The sequence below is a fragment of the Exiguobacterium sp. s189 genome (assembly GCF_018617615.1).
GTDB classification, from domain to species: Bacteria; Bacillota; Bacilli; order Exiguobacteriales; family Exiguobacteriaceae; genus Exiguobacterium; species Exiguobacterium aestuarii_A.
In genome coordinates this window covers 1-17,231 of the sequence record NZ_JACSKM010000006.1, presented here as the reverse complement: position 1 = coordinate 17,231, position 17,231 = coordinate 1, and the positions used below count along the sequence as shown (strand labels likewise).

Genomic DNA, 17,231 nt, shown 5'->3' with positions numbered 1-17,231 from the left:
TAGAGTGATGTCTCCCATCAATCGATGGCTTTTGCCTGTTTCATGACGTCCGCTTCAATTGCTTCACGTTTCGAAGTCGTCTTCTCGGCACGATCCGCATGCACACTAAAGTAAAACTTGATTTTCGGCTCAGTGCCAGATGGGCGAAGGCAGAACCAAGACCCGTCGGCAAAGACGAATTTCAAGACGTTCGATGACGGCAACTCGATTGCTTCAGACGTGTTCGTCCGTAAGTCAGTCGCCACTTGTTTCTTATAGTCTTCGAAACGAACGACTTCGTATCCCCCGACTTCTTTCGGCGGATTGGCACGGAACGCTTCCATCATACGACCAATTTGCTCGAGGCCGGCTTTCCCTTTTAGCGTCATCGACTGTAATGACTCTTCGTAGAAACCGTACTTCTCATAAATCGACTGCAACGCATCATAGAGCGTCCGACCGTGCTGTTTATGGTATGCCGCCATCTCCGCTGCGAGTAGACAAGCCTGAACGGCATCTTTGTCACGGCAGAAGTCACCAATCAAATAGCCGTAGCTTTCTTCATAGCCAAAGAGGAATTCATATTCGCCTGATTCCTCGTATTGTTTGATTTTCTCCCCGATGAACTTGAATCCTGTCAACGTGTTCTCAAGATGCACGCCGTATGCTTTCGCAATCGCAGCCCCGAGTTCTGACGTGACAATCGTCTTGGCGACGAAACCATTCGATGGGAGTGTTCCCGTCTCACTCTTTTGTGACAAAATATATTCCATTAAGAGGGCACCTGTCTGGTTACCGGTCAAGACGAACCATTCCCCGTCACGCCCGCGTACTGTCAAGCCGACACGGTCCGCATCCGGGTCCGTCGCCATGAGCAAATCGGCTCCGACGCGATCCCCGTATTCCATCGCCAGTTTAAACGCAGCTTTTTCTTCTGGGTTCGGATAACTGACGGTTGGGAAAGCACCATCTGGTTCTGCTTGCTCTTCTACAATCGTCACATGGTCAAACCCGTACGCTTTCAACCCTTCCATGACCGGACGGCGTCCCGTCCCGTGGAGTGGCGAATACACGATTTGAAGAGGGCTGTCCTGTACGTCACGATGAATCCGAATCGACTGGAGTGCTTCCATATAAGCCTCATCGACGGATGGGTCCACTGTGACGAGTAGTCCTGTTTGACGAAGTGACGCCTCATCTTCGATATCGATCTTCAACTCATCTTCAATCGCATTGACGTAACTGACAAGTTCATCCGCTTCTGCTGGCGGAAGCTGTCCACCGTCTGCCCCATATACTTTGAACCCGTTGTATTCAGGTGGGTTATGACTCGCCGTGATGACAATGCCGCCGAACGCATTCAAATGACGTACGGCAAACGAGAGTTCCGGTGTGGCGCGCAAACTTGGGAACAAGTAAGTCTTGATCCCGTTTGACGCAAGCGTCCGTGCCGCTTCTAATGCAAACTCTGGTGAAAAGTGGCGCGAATCATGGGCGATCACGACGCCGTGACGTTTTGCTTCTTCTCCCGAAGCTGCGATAAAGTCAGCAAAGCCTTGTGACGCTTTTCGAATCGTGTATACGTTCATTCGGTTCGCACCCGGTCCGATTTCTCCTCGCATTCCGCCTGTACCGAACTCAAGCGTCTTATAAAATGCGTCTTCTAACGTTGTCTCATCTTTTGCGAGCTCCTCAAGTTCCGCTCGTAAATGCGGTTCAAGTCCTTCAAATTGATTCCAACGGTCATACGTTTGTTGCCATGTCATGATTCATTCCCCTTTCACCCTCAAAAAATTCAATCGAAGTACTCGCCAATTGCTTCCATCTTGTATACGATGAGAGTAACGAAACCTCGAGGTGATATTAATGTTTCCAACAATGCGTGCCCAAGAATTAAAACAAATCGTGCATACGAACTCGATTCGTTTCATCGATTGCCGATATTCGCTAAACGACGCGTCCTATGGTAAATATGTCTACCGAAAGGGACACCTTCCGAACGCCGTCTTTCTCGATTTGATGGAAGACTTGTCCGGTCCGCTCGGCGAACATGGCGGACGTCACCCGCTTCCTTCAAAAGAAGCGTGGACGGCAACACTCCGTCGCATCGGCTTGAAAAAAGAAGATTTGGTCGTCATTTATGATGACGGCTTCCCATTCGCCGCTCGTGCGTGGTGGCTCTTCAAGTGGGCCGGTCACGAACGTGTCGTCGTCCTAGAAGGCGGTATTCAATCTGGCATCACTTATTGCGGTGAGACCACGACCGACGTGCCGAACTATCCAGCGAGTGACTATGCCCCAGATTTTCAAGACGACATGATCGCGACACTCGAAGAAGTAAAAGCCGCTACAAGCGGTTCACTCTATGATTCACGAACAGAGGATCGCTTTAACGGGACACATGAACCGATTGACCAAAAGGCCGGCCATATCCCGAACGCATTACTCTGTTCTTATGCCGAAGCCATCACCGAGCTAGGCACATTAGAAGATTTTCACGATTTAAAAGAACTTTATAAGGACGTCCTTACCGTGGAAAATCCAATTTTTTATTGCGGTAGCGGCGTGACCGCCTGCGTCAATATTCTGGCGCTGCACGCTCTTGGGAAAGACGATGTTCGACTTTATCCCGGATCCTATTCTGACTGGATCAGCTATCCAGAAAACGAGGTCCACCCGTAACGGGTGGATCGTTTTTATTTTACACCGAAGTTAATGTTATTCCAAAATAATCTTCATTTGACGCTTGTCGGTTTAATGTTCCAGACTGCGTTTGCATATTCTGTAATCGTACGATCGCTCGAGAAGATTCCTGATTTTGCCGTGTTGACGATTGAACTCTCTGCCCAACGCGGACGGTCGCCGAAAACTTCGTCGACGCGTCGCTGTGCTCGCATATAGGAGATGAAATCTTTTAATATGAGGAAATCATCGTTATAGACGAGGAGCGAGTCGAAGATTGACTGGAACTGATATTCGCCGACCTTATCGAACGTACCATTGACGAGCCCATCGACCACATCTTTAATTTCTTGATGGGCATGATAAATTTCCGCCGCATGGTATCCTCCGAACTTTTTATAGTTCATGACTTCTTGTGGAGACAATCCAAAAATAAAGATATGATCGTCTCCGACCGCGTCACGAATCTCGATGTTGGCACCGTCTAACGTACCGATTGTCAACGCACCGTTCATCATAAATTTCATGTTACCGGTACCCGACGCCTCATAGCTCGCTGTCGAGATTTGTTCGCTCAAGTCAGAGCCTGGGAAAATACGTTCCGCCATTGAGACACGATAGTTCTCAAGGAAGATGACTTTAATAAATTGGCTCGCCCGCTTATCTTTATTAATCAACGTGGCGAGGGCATTGATGTAGCGAATGATTTCTTTCGCGTAATAGTATCCCGGTGCCGCCTTTGCGCCAAAAATGAACGTACGAGGAACCATCGTAAACGTCGGATCCGCTTGAATCTTCAAGTAAAGCGCATGGATATGAAGAGCGTTTAGAAGCTGACGCTTATAGGCGTGGAGACGTTTGACTTGAACGTCAAAAATAGAATGCGGGTCAATCGCTTCTCCCGTTTCCTCCTGAATATAAGCAGCCAAATCAAATTTATTTTGTTGCTTCACATCCATCACGGTTTCTTGGAAGCTCTTATCTTTCGAGACGCCCATCAACTTTTCCAAGTCGTTCGGATGCTCGATCCATGACGGTCCAATCGCTTCCGTGATTGCGTCAGACAGTCGCGGATTCGATTTCAAGAGCCAACGTCGATGTGTGATCCCGTTCGTTTTGTTGTTGAAGCGTAGCGGGAACATCTCATATAAGTAACGCATCTCGCGCTGTTTTAAAATATCGGTATGGATTTGGGCAACCCCATTCGTGGAATGAGAGCCGACGACAGCCAGGTTGGCCATGTTGATATGCTCATTCGATACGATTGCGATTTCACCCATATGTGATTCAAGATGAGGATAGTTGACCAATACGTCCCGACAGAAGCGACGATTGATTTCCTCGATAATTTGATACACGCGAGGTAATAGACGTTGATACATCTCGACCGGCCATTTCTCTAGCGCCTCAGCGAGTAACGTATGGTTCGTGAACGACATGACGCTCTTCGTGATGCGCCACGCCTCATCCCAACCATACCCATGCTCATCCATCAAGATTCGCATCAACTCAGGAATCGCAACAACCGGGTGTGTATCGTTAATATGAATCGCATAGTGATCGCCTAATTGTTTGAGCGACTTATTCCGCTTCATATAGGAAGCAAGCATCGATTGAATCCCCGCTGACACAAAGAAATACTGTTGTTTCAAACGCAGTACTTTTCCTTCATGCGTCGTATCATCTGGATATAAAAATTCCGAAATGGTCGCAATCGACTGTTTGTATCGCAATAAGTCTTTGTACGTCCCTTTCGTTTTTTCTAAATACGCCTCATCGTCAAGCGGCGACTCCGCGTTCCAAAGACGTAACGTATTCACGACGTCATTTTGATAGCCGATAATCGGCATATCGTAAGGTACCGCTCTTACGACTTCATCCGGATGATGGACGACACGTAACCGGTCTCCGATTTGCTTCATCTCAATCCATCCGCCGAAGTTGATATCGACCGCTTTATCCTGACGTCTCGTCTCCCACATATTGCCGTCACGGAGCCAGTTGTCCGGTAACTCGACTTGATACCCATCGACAATCTTTTGTTTGAAGAGACCATACCGATACCGGATGCCGTTTCCGTGCCCAGGTAAACTGAGCGCGGCCAATGAATCGAGGAAGCAGGCTGCTAAACGGCCAAGTCCCCCGTTCCCAAGACCCGGTTCCGGCTCGATCTCCGTGATGTCCGTGAAGTCGTATCCAAGATCCTTGAGCCCTTCTTTGACGAGTTCTAACACGTCGAGACTTAACAAGTTATTGTACAGGAAACGACCTAATAGAAATTCAAGCGAGAAGTAGATGACTTGTTTACTATGTTTTTCCTCTTGACGTTCTCGCGTATGAATCCAATTTGGCATGGTCTGTTCGCGTACCATCGTTGCCAAGGTTTGATACACTTCCTGCTCTGTCCCATCTTCGATCGACTTCCCATTTAATGCGATGAATCGTTCTTTAAACGCGTCGACAAAGCTCTGTTTATCTGTGAACATAAATCAAGTTAGCTCCTTCCACTCATGCGAATAAATAATATAACTCACGATATTGCTTGGCGGATTGTTTCCAGCTAAAGTCCGCGGTCATCGCCTGATGGACGAGGGCATGCCAATTTTCTTTCTCGTAGAAGACACGAATCGCTTTTTCGATTGTTGCCAACATCTCATGGGCATTGTAGTTCATGAACCCGAATCCAGTTCCTTCTTGCGTGAATTCGTTATACGGCTTCACGGTGTCACGAAGTCCACCCGTCTCACGAACAATCGGCAATGTGCCGTATCGCATGGAAATCAATTGACTGAGTCCACAAGGCTCAAAACGTGACGGCATTAAAAAAGCATCCGACCCAGCGTAAATCAAGTGAGCGAGTTCGATGTCAAAACCGATATAAGAGCCCACTTTCCCTGGATGTGCTGCTGTCATCTCGTGAACGATCCCTTCATATTCCGGCTGTCCTGAACCAAGGAAAGCGAATTGGCATGGCAACTGACCGAGTTCTTCAAATACGCCATTGATTAAATCGAGCCCTTTTTGGTCAACAAGACGGCTGACGAACCCGATGAGCATGACGTCATCTCGCACTTCTAGACCGAGTCGTTCTTGTAACGCTCGTTTATTCGCAAGCTTTCCTTCTTTGTACGTATCTAGGTTATACGTCTGTTCGATTCGCGCATCTGTGTTTGGATCGTTCGTTGCCAAATCGATCCCGTTTAAAATGCCTCGGACATCGACCGCACGATGACGTAACGCCCCGTCTAAGCCTTCCCCATAATACGGTTCCATGATTTCGTCCCGATAAGACGGGCTGACGGTCGTGATTTGATCGGAATGTACAATTCCAGCTTTCATGTAGTTGACGAGCCCGTTATGTTGAATCCCTTCGGCCGTAAAATGCTCATGACCGAACTGTAATAGTTCGCCAAGAATCTCTTCTGGGAAAATCCCTTGGTACTGCAGGTTATGGATGGTATAAACCGTACGAATGCGTTGATACGCTTCAATATGTTGATAATGAATTCGTAGAAAGGCCGGGAGAATGCCGGTCTGCCAGTCGTGACAATGAAGAACATCAGGTACTTCTTCCATTTTTCCAATCATCTCAAGGACTGCCCGTGAGAAGAAGGCGAAGCGTTCCGCATCATCAAAATGTCCATATAAGACACCGTCACGTTTAAAGTAATATTCGTTATCGATGAAGTAATACGTGATGCCATCTCGCTCTAATTTCAAGACCGCGCCGAATTGCTTCCGCCAACCGACCGGAACGATGAGGTCAAATAAATACTCCATCTCGTCCACATATTCAGCAGCAATCGAGCCATATTTCGGCATAACGACACTCACTTCTTCTCCTAAATCCGCCACCGCTTGAGGGAGCGAACCGACAACGTCGGCGAGCCCCCCCGTTTTCATGAACGGTGCCGCTTCTGAAGCAACATACCAAATTTTCATAAAATCCTCCTCACACCACTGTTCGTTTTGCGATGACAATCGGTTCGTCGATTGTACCTCGGATGACTTGCCCCCGTTTTACGACAACTTCTTTATCAAGAATCGCATTTTCGACGACAGCGCCTTCTTCAATAATCGACTTCGACGAAATGATTGAGTTTTTCACGCGTGCGTGCTTACTCACTTGAACACCACGGAAGAGAATACTGTTTTGAACTTCACCATGGATTTTACATCCGTTCGCTACGAGCGCTTCGTTCACTTTTGACCCTTTCAAATAGCGAGTCGGTGGCTCATGCTTGATCTTCGTATAGATGTGTGGGAAGTCATAGATGATTCCTTCTCCACGAAGCAGTCGCATGCTCTCGTTATAGTACGAAAGTACCGAATGAATAGCCTGCATTTTACCGACATAATGGTATCCGTGCACATGCAACCGATGGAGCTGTGGACGGATGACACCGTCTAACAAGTCATATTCTCCTTTAGACGTCGCTTCGTCGACAAGGCGCATGAATAGATTTTTCGACATGATGATTGTTTCTGTGAACGCATATTCATCATCCGGCGAAAAACCACGTTCTGAAACACCGACGACGCGATCATTCTCACCAAGGCGAATCGGGCGACAGTAGCCACACTTCTGTTCATGCGTCGTGTAGGCAAGTGTGATGTCTGCTCCCATCGACTTGTGGTGTTCGAGCATGTCGTTATAGTCGATTGTCGTCAACACATTCGATCCCGTAATGACGACGTACGGCTGTTTGCTGCGAATGAAATGTTCACGGTGCATCGAGAAGTTGGCCAAATCACCGAGATATGCTTCCCCGTCAGGTTTTAAGGCAGGCGGGAAAATATGAAGTCCGCCCTGTGAACGGTCCAAGTCCCATTCTTTTCCTGATCCGAGATGGTCCATCAACGAGCGGTACTTGTCTAACGTGAAAATCCCCACTTGACTGATGTTTTGCGTAATCATATTCGTCAACGTGAAATCAATCAAACGATAACGTCCCGAGAATGGGACTGACGCCAAATTACGATGACCTGTAAATTCCGGAAACAGACCTTGCTCCGTGCCTAAGTTAATGACCCCTAATAAATCGTTCGTCAACAGTAACGCCTCCTTGCGTGTCTCTTTACTCGTATCAAACTCGTTGTTTGAAGACGGTGCCGCTTTCAATGTTTTCGTGTGGTTCAATAACAACGATTTCACCACCCGGCTCACCGACTGTCGCGCCGTCTTCAATGACTGCACAGCTTGCGACAATGGCTCTGTGAATTGTTACATCCTTCCCGATTCTAGCCCCCGGCATGATGACCGAGTCTTTTACGAGCGATCCTTCGCCGACACGAACGTCATAGAATAGAACCGAATGTTGTACTTCTCCTTCAATATGACACCCTTCATTGATCACAGACTGTTCGACGCAAGCATCTTTTCCAATATATTGCGGTGTCTGATTCGGATTGACCGAATAGATTTTCCAGTTCGGGTCATATAAATCGAATGGTGGTTCTTCCTCAAGAAGGTCCATATTTGCTTCCCAAAGCGATTGAATCGTTCCAACGTCTTTCCAGTAGCCTTTAAATTTATAGGCGAAAACATCAAGCCCTTGGAGAAGCGTGTTTGGAATGATGTTCTTTCCGAAGTCAAAGCTTGACGTTTCATCTTCCGCATCTTTAATCAAATGCTCGCGCAAGACGCTCCAGTTGAAGATATAAATCCCCATCGACGCCAAGTTACTCTTTGGATCTTCAGGTTTCTCTTCAAACTCATTGATGCGAAGGTCATCCGCCGTGTTCAAGATCCCGAAACGTGAAGCTTCGTCCCAAGGCACTTCCATGACGGAGATCGTCACATCGGCTTGTTTTTCTTTGTGGGCTTCGAGCATCTTCTCGTAGTCCATCTTGTAGATGTGGTCTCCTGATAGGATCAAAACGTAATCCGGATCGTAATCATCGATGTAGCTCAAGTTACGATAGATTGCGTTCGCTGTCCCTTCGTACCAATTTTTCCCCGACTGTGCTTGGTAAGGTGGGAGAATCGCTAATCCCCCGTTGCGACGATCTAAATCCCATGCTGATCCGATTCCTAAGTAACGATTCAATTCAAGCGGCTCATATTGCGTCAACACCCCGACTGTTGTAATTCCCGAGTTCGTGCAGTTTGACAATGGGAAATCGATGATTCGGTACTTTCCGCCAAAATGAACGGCAGGCTTCGCCGTTTTTCGCGTGAGAGGCCCCAATCGTTTTCCTTCTCCTCCCGCAAGGAGCATCGCAACCATTTCTTGCTTCATAAATAATAAGCCTCCTCAAAATCGTAATATACAACCTCTTTTACCCTTTTTCGCTCTTTCCTAAAGTATTCCTTCTCGAATTATTATATGATAACGTTTACATTTTTATTTTTTTGTAAATGTGACGATATAATGAGTAGAAAGAGGTGAAACGATGAGAGCTTGGATTGGAATCTTGTTTTTTGCAGGACTACTGGCGACTTCTTTGACGCTTGCGAATGCTTTGAAAGAAGAAATCGAAAAGACAAATGAAATTTTATCTTGGGGACAGGAACTGGTGTCAGAACAACCACTCTCGTCGAAGCATGCAATCACGCTCGCGTACAACGGTGGCGAACAGCAGGTTTACTTGGCAGGTCGCCGAAATGACGTCTCTCCAAAGGCATTACCTGAACACATTCAAGAAGCCATCATGATCATTGAAGATAGAAAATTTAATGCCCATCCCGGCTACGATTTGAGCGGGATTGCCCGGGCATTTATTAATAATGCGAACGAGACATCTGTTCAAGGTGGAAGTACAATCACCCAACAGCTCGCACGAAATGTTTATCTCACACATGAACGGACATATGAACGAAAAGTAAAAGAATTATTGATTGCACGAGCACTAGAAGAAAACTATAGCAAGAAAGAAATTTTAACTGCTTATAGCAATATCATTTTTTTCGGACATAATGTATATGGCATTCAATCTGCGGCCGATACATACTTTTCGAGACCGCTCGCCGACCTCAACTGGAACCAACTCGCCTATTTGTTGACAGTGCCAAACAATCCGTCATTGTATGACCCGCTCAATCCGTCAGATGCTTATTTCGAGCGAAAAGACCGGATTTTGACACAACTATTCGAGGCGGGCGCCATCTCAAAAAGCGCCTATGATCAATATCATGGTGTGAAACTGCGAGCCGCTTATCGAAGTCAAACGATTCAATATCCGGACTATATGGATACGGTCGTTCGTGAAGCGATTCAGTTAGTACGCTCTCGATACGATTTGGATGATGCCGAAGCACGAGACTATTTATCGACGCACGAAGCGACGATCGAGACGTACCTGTCGACGGCCAAACAGACGAAAGCGAAGCAAGTGATGAGTCAGCTTCCATCCGGATTAAACGGAGGATATACGGAACTGACACCACAAGGACGAATCGTGGCGATGGTTGATTCGGAAATGACACAAGTCGGTGAATTCAACCGCGCAACCCAAGCCTATCGTCAACCGGGGTCCGCAATCAAACCGATTCTCGTGTTCGCCCCATTCATTGAAGAGACGGGGGCGACGCTTGAGACGGTTCTCGATGGACGACCAGCTTGCTATGGTTCTTACTGCCCAGGTAACAGTCACAATCGCGTGTTAGGCGATGTGTTATTGAAAGATGCGGTCGCCTATTCCTACAACACGCCGGCCTTGGCTGCTTTCTCTGTCATTGACCAACCACGCGCCTATAAGACGGCCGATATGATGTTCAGTCAATGGGGTGAACAGGACGAGAACTTGGCGAGCGCGCTCGGCGGTCTTACGCAAGGCGTCTCTCCAAAAGAACTTGCTGCCGCCTACACACCGTTCTTAAACAAAGGCGTCTATACGTCGGGTCATACGATTAAACAAATCACATTCAAAACGGATGAGCCCGCATTGACGCCTATCTTGACCGAGGAGGCAGTCTGGTCTCCTGATACCATGAATGTGATGAAGAAAGCTTTAACGACCGTCACAACGTACGGAACAGGACGTTATGCGAGTAAGGTGAAACGTGATTATGAGTACCTCGGAGGAAAGACAGGGACGACGAACGACAATAAAGATATGTGGTACGTCGGACTTACCGATCAAACCATCACTGCGATTTGGCTCGGGGCCGACACACCGCGACCGTTCCCTGAACTCGCCAACCGTGCTTACCCGGCAATCGTCTGGACAGAGGCACATTAATCAAAAAGAGTCAGCCGATTTTTTCATCAGCTGACTCTTTTTTTGATGACTCACACGCTGCGTTCGATTCGCATGTGATAGCTTCCCCAGTGCTTCGATAATTCATCGTGATCAATGAGTTTCCATGGGTTGAACCGAACTTGACCATGCTTGTTGAAGTAAATGTTCTCTTGAACACAGTAGCTGGCGTGAACGAGTTGCTCTTGTTCGCTCCAAAAAGTAAGGACGTCACCAGGTTCCGGAACAGCATCCGTCACCGTTTCAAAACCGCTCTGCTGAATCGTTTGAAGAAACGTCTCCGGATGAATCCACTGGTGAATCATCCACTCATGTTGTGTAGCTGCGAATAACGTCGCTGCCAGACAGTTACTCCCTTCATATATCGGAAATGTGTTCGCATATGTAACGAGATGTGCTGGTGTCCGTTCATCACATCGTTCCCCTTCCCACGTATCCCATTCTTTCGCATAGCGATAGATAAGCGAATGACGGGTTTCTGTCGAAAGATTTTTCCAGTTCGACTCGTCTAAGACGATGAAAGTTTCCCCATCCTTCTCCACAATCGCGTCATCGGATACCTCATTCCGCTGCTCAACCGTAAGAGGTAACACAAGCCCACGATTCGTCTTCACCTGATATTCAAGAAGACGCGACTTGACGTCCTGACGTAAACTATCAACCGTGTTTAAAGGGGTATGGACAACATGTGTGACGCCTTCCCCCATCATCCATGTCAGATAGGCATTCGAAAGATACGGATTTTTATATGCAGGGTGACGGGAAAACTCTCCTCTCGGTAAAATGAGGACACTACTCGGCAATTCTTCAAAGAAAGTAGAATCGATCCAGTACAACGTTTCTTTTGGAACAAACGTCTGACACCACGCCTCTATTTCATCAAACGTCGGTTCAAATTTCTCTCTCATAGGATGATATCTCCGACAGAGTTAAACAGCCGCAGAATCGACCATCCTAATCCACTGATCAATGTCGCCCACATGACACCTTGCATGAGCAACAAACCGATGGCACGTGGAACGGACATCGATTGACTCACTTGCCAGACGTAGTAAAAGAGATACATCAATAACGTACAGACGAGTACGGCCATGACGGCAAGTAATGTATTCAGAAACAGAAAACTGATCCCAGAACCGATGAGGAAGATAATCGCCCCAGGTTTAAGCCGATGGAGTGATGTTCCGTTTGTTTCTCGTGCAAAAAAAGCGAAGCCGAGTTGATTGAACGTATCGGCGACCAGTTTGAGTGCACTAAACAACATAAAGAAGATGGTGAAGAACACGACGAGTACGAATACTTTCGTCTCTTGCACGGATAACAGTTCGATGATTTCACTATATACGCCAATTTGATTCAGCCACTGGATCACATACTCAGACGTCGCAATCGCCAGTGACATGGAAAACAAAATAATTCCGATGAGTGGGGCATAGCTCAGTAAGTACACATTCGTTTTCATGTTCCTTCTCCAATTTCACAGTAATTTCTTATATTCAGTGCAATTCTACTACCAAGTATATTATACTATTTATAGTTATGGAGATTAAAAGGGGGATTTTTGGATGGGCCTATTATTGATGGTTGGAATCAGCGTCGTCTTCCTCGCAGCGATTTTGACAGCTGGATATAACCGTAAACCTGAGGGTAACGAATAAGAGCCGGGATTCTTACGAATCCGGCTCTTTTTTTATTTCAACCCTGCATATCCCTGTTGGCGTAGGGCCTCATATACAATGATGGCAGCTGTATTCGACACGTTCAATGAACGGACGAGGTTCGATTGTGGAAGACGGATACAACGGTCTAAGTTGTTCTCGATGACTTCCATCGGTAATCCTTTCGTTTCACGACCGAATACAAAGAAATAGTCGCCTTCTACGTCCGAAACGTCTAAATCACTCGGATATTGTTCCCCGTACTTCGTGATATAAAAGAACTGTCCGTCCGGGTGCTTCTCCCACAATTCTTCTAACGAATCATGATAGCGTACATCGACAAACTGCCAATAATCTAACCCTGCACGCTTCAACATTTTATCGTCTGTCGAGAAACCGAGCGGACGAATCAAATGGAGAACCGAGTTTGTCGCCGCACACGTACGTGAGACGTTCCCTGTATTTGCTGGTATTTCTGGTTGAAACATTACGACATGAATCGCCATAGTTCATTTCCCTCACTTTTTCATTTCAAATTCAAGTAGGCGTTGCTTTTCAGACAACCCTCCTGCAAAGCCGACAAGCTTCCCATTGCTTCCAATCACCCGATGACACGGAAATAAAATCGGTAACGAGTTTCGGTTGAGTGCTTGGCCGACGGCACGAACCGCTTTCGGCCGACCGATTTGTTCTGCAATTTGTTTATATGTCCGTGTCTCACCATATGGAATCGTCAACAACGCATCCCATACTTCCTGTTGAAATGGTGTTCCCTTCATTTCGATGTAGGCACGATCTGATTCATGGAATCCATGCTGCTCGACGCGCATCATGAGATGTTGTAACCAGTCAGGGGCTTCTTCTGACGGTTCATGTGTGGTGAACTCAAGAGCTGTCAGTTTGCCCGCTGTGTTTAATTCATACGCTAACGGTCCCCATTTAGACGACACGATCTTCATGTGCCCACTCCTCTCGATAGATACGAATCTCTTCATGTACCATGTCAGACACTTCTTTACGTTCAATCTCTTCAAAAATCGATTCGGCATCGGGACCAAGAATCGCACCGATCGCCCATACCGCAGTCGCTCGCATGTCTTCACGTTCATCGTTTTGGATGAATTCACGTAAAATCGGGATCGCAGATGGTTCCCGATAATGTGCGAGCGCCAAGATCGCGTTTCGCTGAATCGGTTTCTTTCCACGCCATGCGCCTGACAAGTGCCCAAACTTTTGTTTAAACTCCCGGTTGCTCAATGTCAGGAGCGGCTCTAATAACGGCTTGACGATTTCAGCTTCCGGTAACAGTTCTTCGTGGTGACGCCAATCCTTTTTGCGATTGTACGGGCAAACTTGTTGGCACGTATCACATCCGTATAAGCGACCTCCGAGCTTCGAACGAAACTCTCGTGGCATCAACGTTTTCATTTGTGTCAAATAGGCAATGCAACGTTTCGCATCTAGTACGCCCGGTTCAACGAGTGCTGTCGTCGGGCAGGCCGTCATACATTTATTACAGTCGCCACATCCATCTTCAATCGCTTCATCCGGAGGCAAGTAAACATCTAAAATCATTTCCCCCAAATATAAGTACGATCCTTTTTCAGGTGAAATGATGGAGCAGTTTTTTCCACTGAAGCCGATCCCTGCCCGTTCGGCGACGGCTCGGTCTACGAGCTCACCCGTGTCGACCATCGAGCGCGTACGCACTCCAGGAACCAGCTCTTCAATATACGTTTGAAGCTGCTCTAATCGATTGCCGACGGCGCGATGGTAATCCAGTCCCCACGAGGCTCGGGCAAATAGCCCTCGTCTCTCTCCAGCGACACTACGGGGTGCGTCCTTCAGCTTACTTGGATAGGCAATCGCAATCGCAATGATTGACTGGGCTTCTTCGAGTAAGAGTTCCGGGTTTGTACGCTTCTCTAGGTCGGGCTCTTCAAACCCAGAGGCAAACCCTTTCTCTTGCTGTCGAATAAGTCGCTGTTTCATGACGATGAACGGATCAGCCGTCGTCACTTTCAACTCGTCGATTCCGATGGTTTCGGCATACTCAAGGATTTGTTGTTTTAATGTGTACGGGTCCATTCCGTTCACCTCCTTTATATATTTTCGCATACAAAAAATCTCTCCGCCACTCGGCAGAGAGATATGAAGCGGGTGAAGAGAATCGAACTCTCGTCATCAGCTTGGAAGGCTGAGGTTTTACCATTAAACTACACCCGCATGAAATATTGTTGTCGTTCAAGCGACTACAGTTAATATACACCTATACCATTAAACTGTCAACAAATATTCGTAAGTTTTTCTAAAATCACTGAAAAAAATATTTCAATATACCTTAATCACTAATATTATGTTTGTACAAATAACGATTCAAGTGGTCTGATCACACGAAATGCTCGTCCATGCCCTTCTGTCTCAACATACGTTAACGTCCTCAATCGTCCTGATTGATACATATTGATCTAAAGGAAGGAATCTTAGGTATGGTTATTTTGCCCTCACTACTTCTCATAATGGAGATTCATTCAAGTAAGTTTCAGGATGCTCTTTCTAAAATCAAATATTCTTTCGCCGCAGCCACTCTTGTTCGTGAGAAAACAAGAAATCCCACTTTTTCTTAATCATCCAGTCAATTATTCGAATCACATCTACGTGATCAGGATAGCGAGAAAGAAAAGTCATCGCCACAATCAACGCGTCGTCCTCAACGATTCGCTTTCGACTGATCAGTTGCCGGACACGTTGAATTATAATCGGAACAGCATGTTCATCTCCATGAACATCAATTGCGCACAGTGCACTATACTTCACTTCAATCGAACGACGACTCATACATTCAATAAATAGAGGTAATAGCGACTCATCGCCGAGTTGTGTAAGTGTTCGAATCGCAGATGATGCTACGCCTCCGTTCTGATGTTCCGCTAGCTTGATAAGAGACGGAATCGTTTCCTTATTTCCTACGTACGACAGTTCCCCAACAAGATATTGAAGAGCCATTGCATCATGAGCTTGAACCGCTAATTGGGTACGTAAGAAACATTCGGCTTCAATTGGATCACAAAGATGAAACACCTGAATAGCATCATATTTAACCTGCCAAGCGGAGTGTGTCGCATACGGAACCAATTGTTTTACAGATACAATCCCTTGATACCCATCGTCTAGTGTTGCGAGATGCCCTAATAAACTCGACAATACAAATTTGTTCGATTCAAGACCTAACCGATCAACGAGAAACAAAAAGACATCACGATCACCTAGGTGTCGCCCAATATGGTAGAGGATAAAATATAGCGAGTCACGTTGTTCATGCGATTCTAATCGCTCGACCAAATCGATTGCGAGAGGAATGATAGTCCGGTCTTGTAGCGTCTCGTCATAACGAAATGCATGCCACGAGATGGAGTCATCACTCGTATTTGTATCACCTTGGTGATTCATTCGTTCGATTAAATCGAGTAATTGTTGCTCCGTCATATCAAGATCACCTCAATACATTTTGATATACAAAAAAGACCCTAACCTCAGTTAGAGTCATACGGATACCGGTGGTCGGAGTCGAACCGACACTCCAGAGGAACACGATTTTGAGTCGTGCGCGTCTACCAATTCCGCCACACCGGCATATTATGTTGGAGGCGCCAGTCGGAATCGAACCGACGATAGAGGAGTTGCAGTCCTCTGCCTTACCACTTGGCTATGGCGCCAAAAAGTCATTGGAGCGGAAGACGGGATTCGAACCCGCGACCCCGACCTTGGCAAGGTCGTATTCTACCACTGAACTACTTCCGCAAAATGGCTGGGCTGGAAGGGATCGAACCTTCGCATGTCGGAATCAAAATCCGATGCCTTACCACTTGGCTACAGCCCAATAATAATGGGGCGACTGAAGGGAATTGAACCCTCGAATGCCGGAATCACAATCCGGTGCGTTAACCACTTCGCCACAATCGCCATGATTAAATTAAAACAGGGGCAGCAGGAATCGAACCCGCGCTGACGGTTTTGGAGACCGTAGTTCTACCGCTAAACTATGCCCCTAAGTGGTGGGGGGGGGCGGATTCGAACCGCCGAACCCGAGGGAGCGGATTTACAGTCCGCCGCGTTTAGCCACTTCGCTACCCCCCCACATATGGTGGCTTTGGACGGAATCGAACCGCCGACACAAGGATTTTCAGTCCTTTGCTCTACCAACTGAGCTACAAAGCCATATGTAGTCTTGATTTTCTAAAAATAAAAATGGCGGTCTCGACGGGATTCGAACCCGCGATCTCCTGCGTGACAGGCAGGCATGTTAACCCCTACACCACGAGACCGGACATTAATTGCGGGGGCCGGATTTGAACCGACGACCTTCGGGTTATGAGCCCGACGAGCTACCAGACTGCTCCACCCCGCGACGATATAAAATTAAATGGTGACCCGTACGGGATTCGAACCCGTGTTACCGCCGTGAAAGGGCGGTGTCTTAACCGCTTGACCAACGGGCCATGTTTGAATTTTGAAAAACTGGCGGAGAGCAAGGGATTCGAACCCTTGAGACGGTTTTGCCGCCTACACGAATTCCAATCGTGCTCCTTCGGCCACTCGGACAGCTCTCCAAAAGAGAAAGTGGCTCCGCAAGTAGGATTTGAACCTACGACCTACCGGTTAACAGCCGGTTGCTCTACCACTGAGCTATTGCGGAACGATCTTGCCTGG

At 47.1% G+C, this 17,231-nt stretch carries 13 protein-coding genes and 14 tRNA genes; 2 read left to right on the top strand and 25 right to left on the bottom strand.

Translation table 11 applies throughout. The features are described from left to right. Window positions 1–17: 17 nt before the first annotated feature. On the bottom strand, window positions 18–1,745 hold the full coding sequence (locus KNO99_RS08880; protein ID WP_214747566.1) for a phospho-sugar mutase: 1,728 nt from the start codon (window positions 1,743–1,745) through the stop codon (window positions 18–20). 100 nt (window positions 1,746–1,845) lie between these two features. Between KNO99_RS08880 and KNO99_RS08875 the strand changes: the two genes are divergently transcribed. Further along, a complete protein-coding gene (locus KNO99_RS08875; protein ID WP_074032609.1) occupies window positions 1,846–2,661 on the top strand; it encodes a sulfurtransferase in 816 nt (271 codons plus the stop codon). Between the two features lie 53 nt (window positions 2,662–2,714). Here the strand turns inward: KNO99_RS08875 and KNO99_RS08870 are convergent, their stop codons facing one another. From KNO99_RS08870 to KNO99_RS08855, 4 genes are read right to left on the bottom strand one after another with little or no spacing between them, the layout of a single operon-like run. Next, the gene (locus tag KNO99_RS08870; protein WP_214747563.1) at window positions 2,715–5,147 is read right to left on the bottom strand and encodes a glycogen/starch/alpha-glucan phosphorylase; all 2,433 of its coding nucleotides are present in this window, start codon (window positions 5,145–5,147) and stop codon (window positions 2,715–2,717) included. 22 nt (window positions 5,148–5,169) lie between these two features. Beyond that, window positions 5,170–6,603, bottom strand: a complete 1,434-nt coding sequence (glgA, locus tag KNO99_RS08865) for a glycogen synthase GlgA (RefSeq protein ID WP_214747559.1) — start codon at window positions 6,601–6,603, stop codon at window positions 5,170–5,172. A gap of 10 nt (window positions 6,604–6,613) precedes the next feature. Further along, window positions 6,614–7,807 (bottom strand): glucose-1-phosphate adenylyltransferase subunit GlgD, encoded by a 1,194-nt coding sequence (gene glgD / locus KNO99_RS08860; RefSeq protein WP_251131007.1) that lies wholly within the window; start codon window positions 7,805–7,807, stop codon window positions 6,614–6,616. Next, window positions 7,749–8,903, bottom strand: a complete 1,155-nt coding sequence (locus KNO99_RS08855) for a glucose-1-phosphate adenylyltransferase (protein WP_214747556.1) — start codon at window positions 8,901–8,903, stop codon at window positions 7,749–7,751. Before KNO99_RS08855 ends, glgD begins: the two co-directional genes overlap by 59 nt. A gap of 154 nt (window positions 8,904–9,057) precedes the next feature. Here KNO99_RS08855 and KNO99_RS08850 point away from each other — a divergent pair, with 154 nt between their 5' ends. Next, complete coding sequence (locus KNO99_RS08850; protein ID WP_214747553.1) at window positions 9,058–10,845, top strand: transglycosylase domain-containing protein; 1,788 nt, start codon at window positions 9,058–9,060, stop codon at window positions 10,843–10,845. 50 nt (window positions 10,846–10,895) lie between these two features. Here the strand turns inward: KNO99_RS08850 and KNO99_RS08845 are convergent, their stop codons facing one another. The 20 genes from KNO99_RS08845 to KNO99_RS08750 form a co-directional block, all read right to left on the bottom strand. Continuing rightward, a complete protein-coding gene (locus KNO99_RS08845; RefSeq protein WP_214747550.1) occupies window positions 10,896–11,771 on the bottom strand; it encodes a hypothetical protein in 876 nt (291 codons plus the stop codon). Next, entirely contained in the window at window positions 11,768–12,325 is a 558-nt protein-coding gene (locus KNO99_RS08840) for a DUF5366 family protein (RefSeq protein WP_074032604.1), read from the bottom strand. The genes KNO99_RS08845 and KNO99_RS08840 overlap by 4 nt, the downstream gene beginning before the upstream one ends. A 228-nt stretch (window positions 12,326–12,553) precedes the next feature. Further along, window positions 12,554–13,027 carry a tRNA (uridine(34)/cytosine(34)/5-carboxymethylaminomethyluridine(34)-2'-O)-methyltransferase TrmL gene (gene trmL / locus KNO99_RS08835; protein ID WP_026826698.1) on the bottom strand — a complete coding sequence of 158 codons (474 nt, stop codon included), beginning with the start codon at window positions 13,025–13,027 and terminating at the stop codon, window positions 12,554–12,556. Window positions 13,028–13,039: 12 nt separating this feature from the next. Continuing rightward, the gene (locus KNO99_RS08830) at window positions 13,040–13,480 is read right to left on the bottom strand and encodes a methylated-DNA--[protein]-cysteine S-methyltransferase (RefSeq protein ID WP_214747547.1); all 441 of its coding nucleotides are present in this window, start codon (window positions 13,478–13,480) and stop codon (window positions 13,040–13,042) included. Beyond that, window positions 13,461–14,609, bottom strand: a complete 1,149-nt coding sequence (queG, locus tag KNO99_RS08825) for a tRNA epoxyqueuosine(34) reductase QueG (protein ID WP_214747544.1) — start codon at window positions 14,607–14,609, stop codon at window positions 13,461–13,463. The genes KNO99_RS08830 and queG overlap by 20 nt, the downstream gene beginning before the upstream one ends. Before the next feature lie 67 nt (window positions 14,610–14,676). Further along, window positions 14,677–14,747 (bottom strand) — tRNA-Gly (locus KNO99_RS08820). A 336-nt stretch (window positions 14,748–15,083) separates the two neighbouring features. Then, window positions 15,084–16,007 carry a HEAT repeat domain-containing protein gene (locus KNO99_RS08815; RefSeq protein WP_214747541.1) on the bottom strand — a complete coding sequence of 308 codons (924 nt, stop codon included), beginning with the start codon at window positions 16,005–16,007 and terminating at the stop codon, window positions 15,084–15,086. Between the two features lie 66 nt (window positions 16,008–16,073). After that, window positions 16,074–16,154 (bottom strand) — tRNA-Leu (locus KNO99_RS08810). Window positions 16,155–16,163: 9 nt separating this feature from the next. Then, a tRNA-Cys gene (locus tag KNO99_RS08805) sits at window positions 16,164–16,237 on the bottom strand. Between the two features lie 10 nt (window positions 16,238–16,247). Beyond that, window positions 16,248–16,322: transfer RNA gene (locus KNO99_RS08800), tRNA-Gly, on the bottom strand. Window positions 16,323–16,326: 4 nt separating this feature from the next. Further along, window positions 16,327–16,401 (bottom strand) — tRNA-Gln (locus KNO99_RS08795). Between the two features lie 7 nt (window positions 16,402–16,408). Then, window positions 16,409–16,484: transfer RNA gene (locus tag KNO99_RS08790), tRNA-His, on the bottom strand. A gap of 16 nt (window positions 16,485–16,500) precedes the next feature. Then, window positions 16,501–16,571 (bottom strand) — tRNA-Trp (locus KNO99_RS08785). Window positions 16,572–16,574: 3 nt separating this feature from the next. Further along, window positions 16,575–16,658, bottom strand: a tRNA-Tyr gene (locus KNO99_RS08780). A gap of 5 nt (window positions 16,659–16,663) precedes the next feature. Next, a tRNA-Phe gene (locus KNO99_RS08775) sits at window positions 16,664–16,739 on the bottom strand. Window positions 16,740–16,770: 31 nt separating this feature from the next. Next, window positions 16,771–16,846: transfer RNA gene (locus KNO99_RS08770), tRNA-Asp, on the bottom strand. A gap of 9 nt (window positions 16,847–16,855) precedes the next feature. Continuing rightward, a tRNA-Met gene (locus tag KNO99_RS08765) sits at window positions 16,856–16,929 on the bottom strand. A 16-nt stretch (window positions 16,930–16,945) separates the two neighbouring features. Beyond that, window positions 16,946–17,020: transfer RNA gene (locus KNO99_RS08760), tRNA-Glu, on the bottom strand. Window positions 17,021–17,040: 20 nt separating this feature from the next. Further along, window positions 17,041–17,131 (bottom strand) — tRNA-Ser (locus KNO99_RS08755). An 11-nt stretch (window positions 17,132–17,142) separates the two neighbouring features. Next, window positions 17,143–17,217 (bottom strand) — tRNA-Asn (locus KNO99_RS08750). Window positions 17,218–17,231 lie beyond the last annotated feature (14 nt).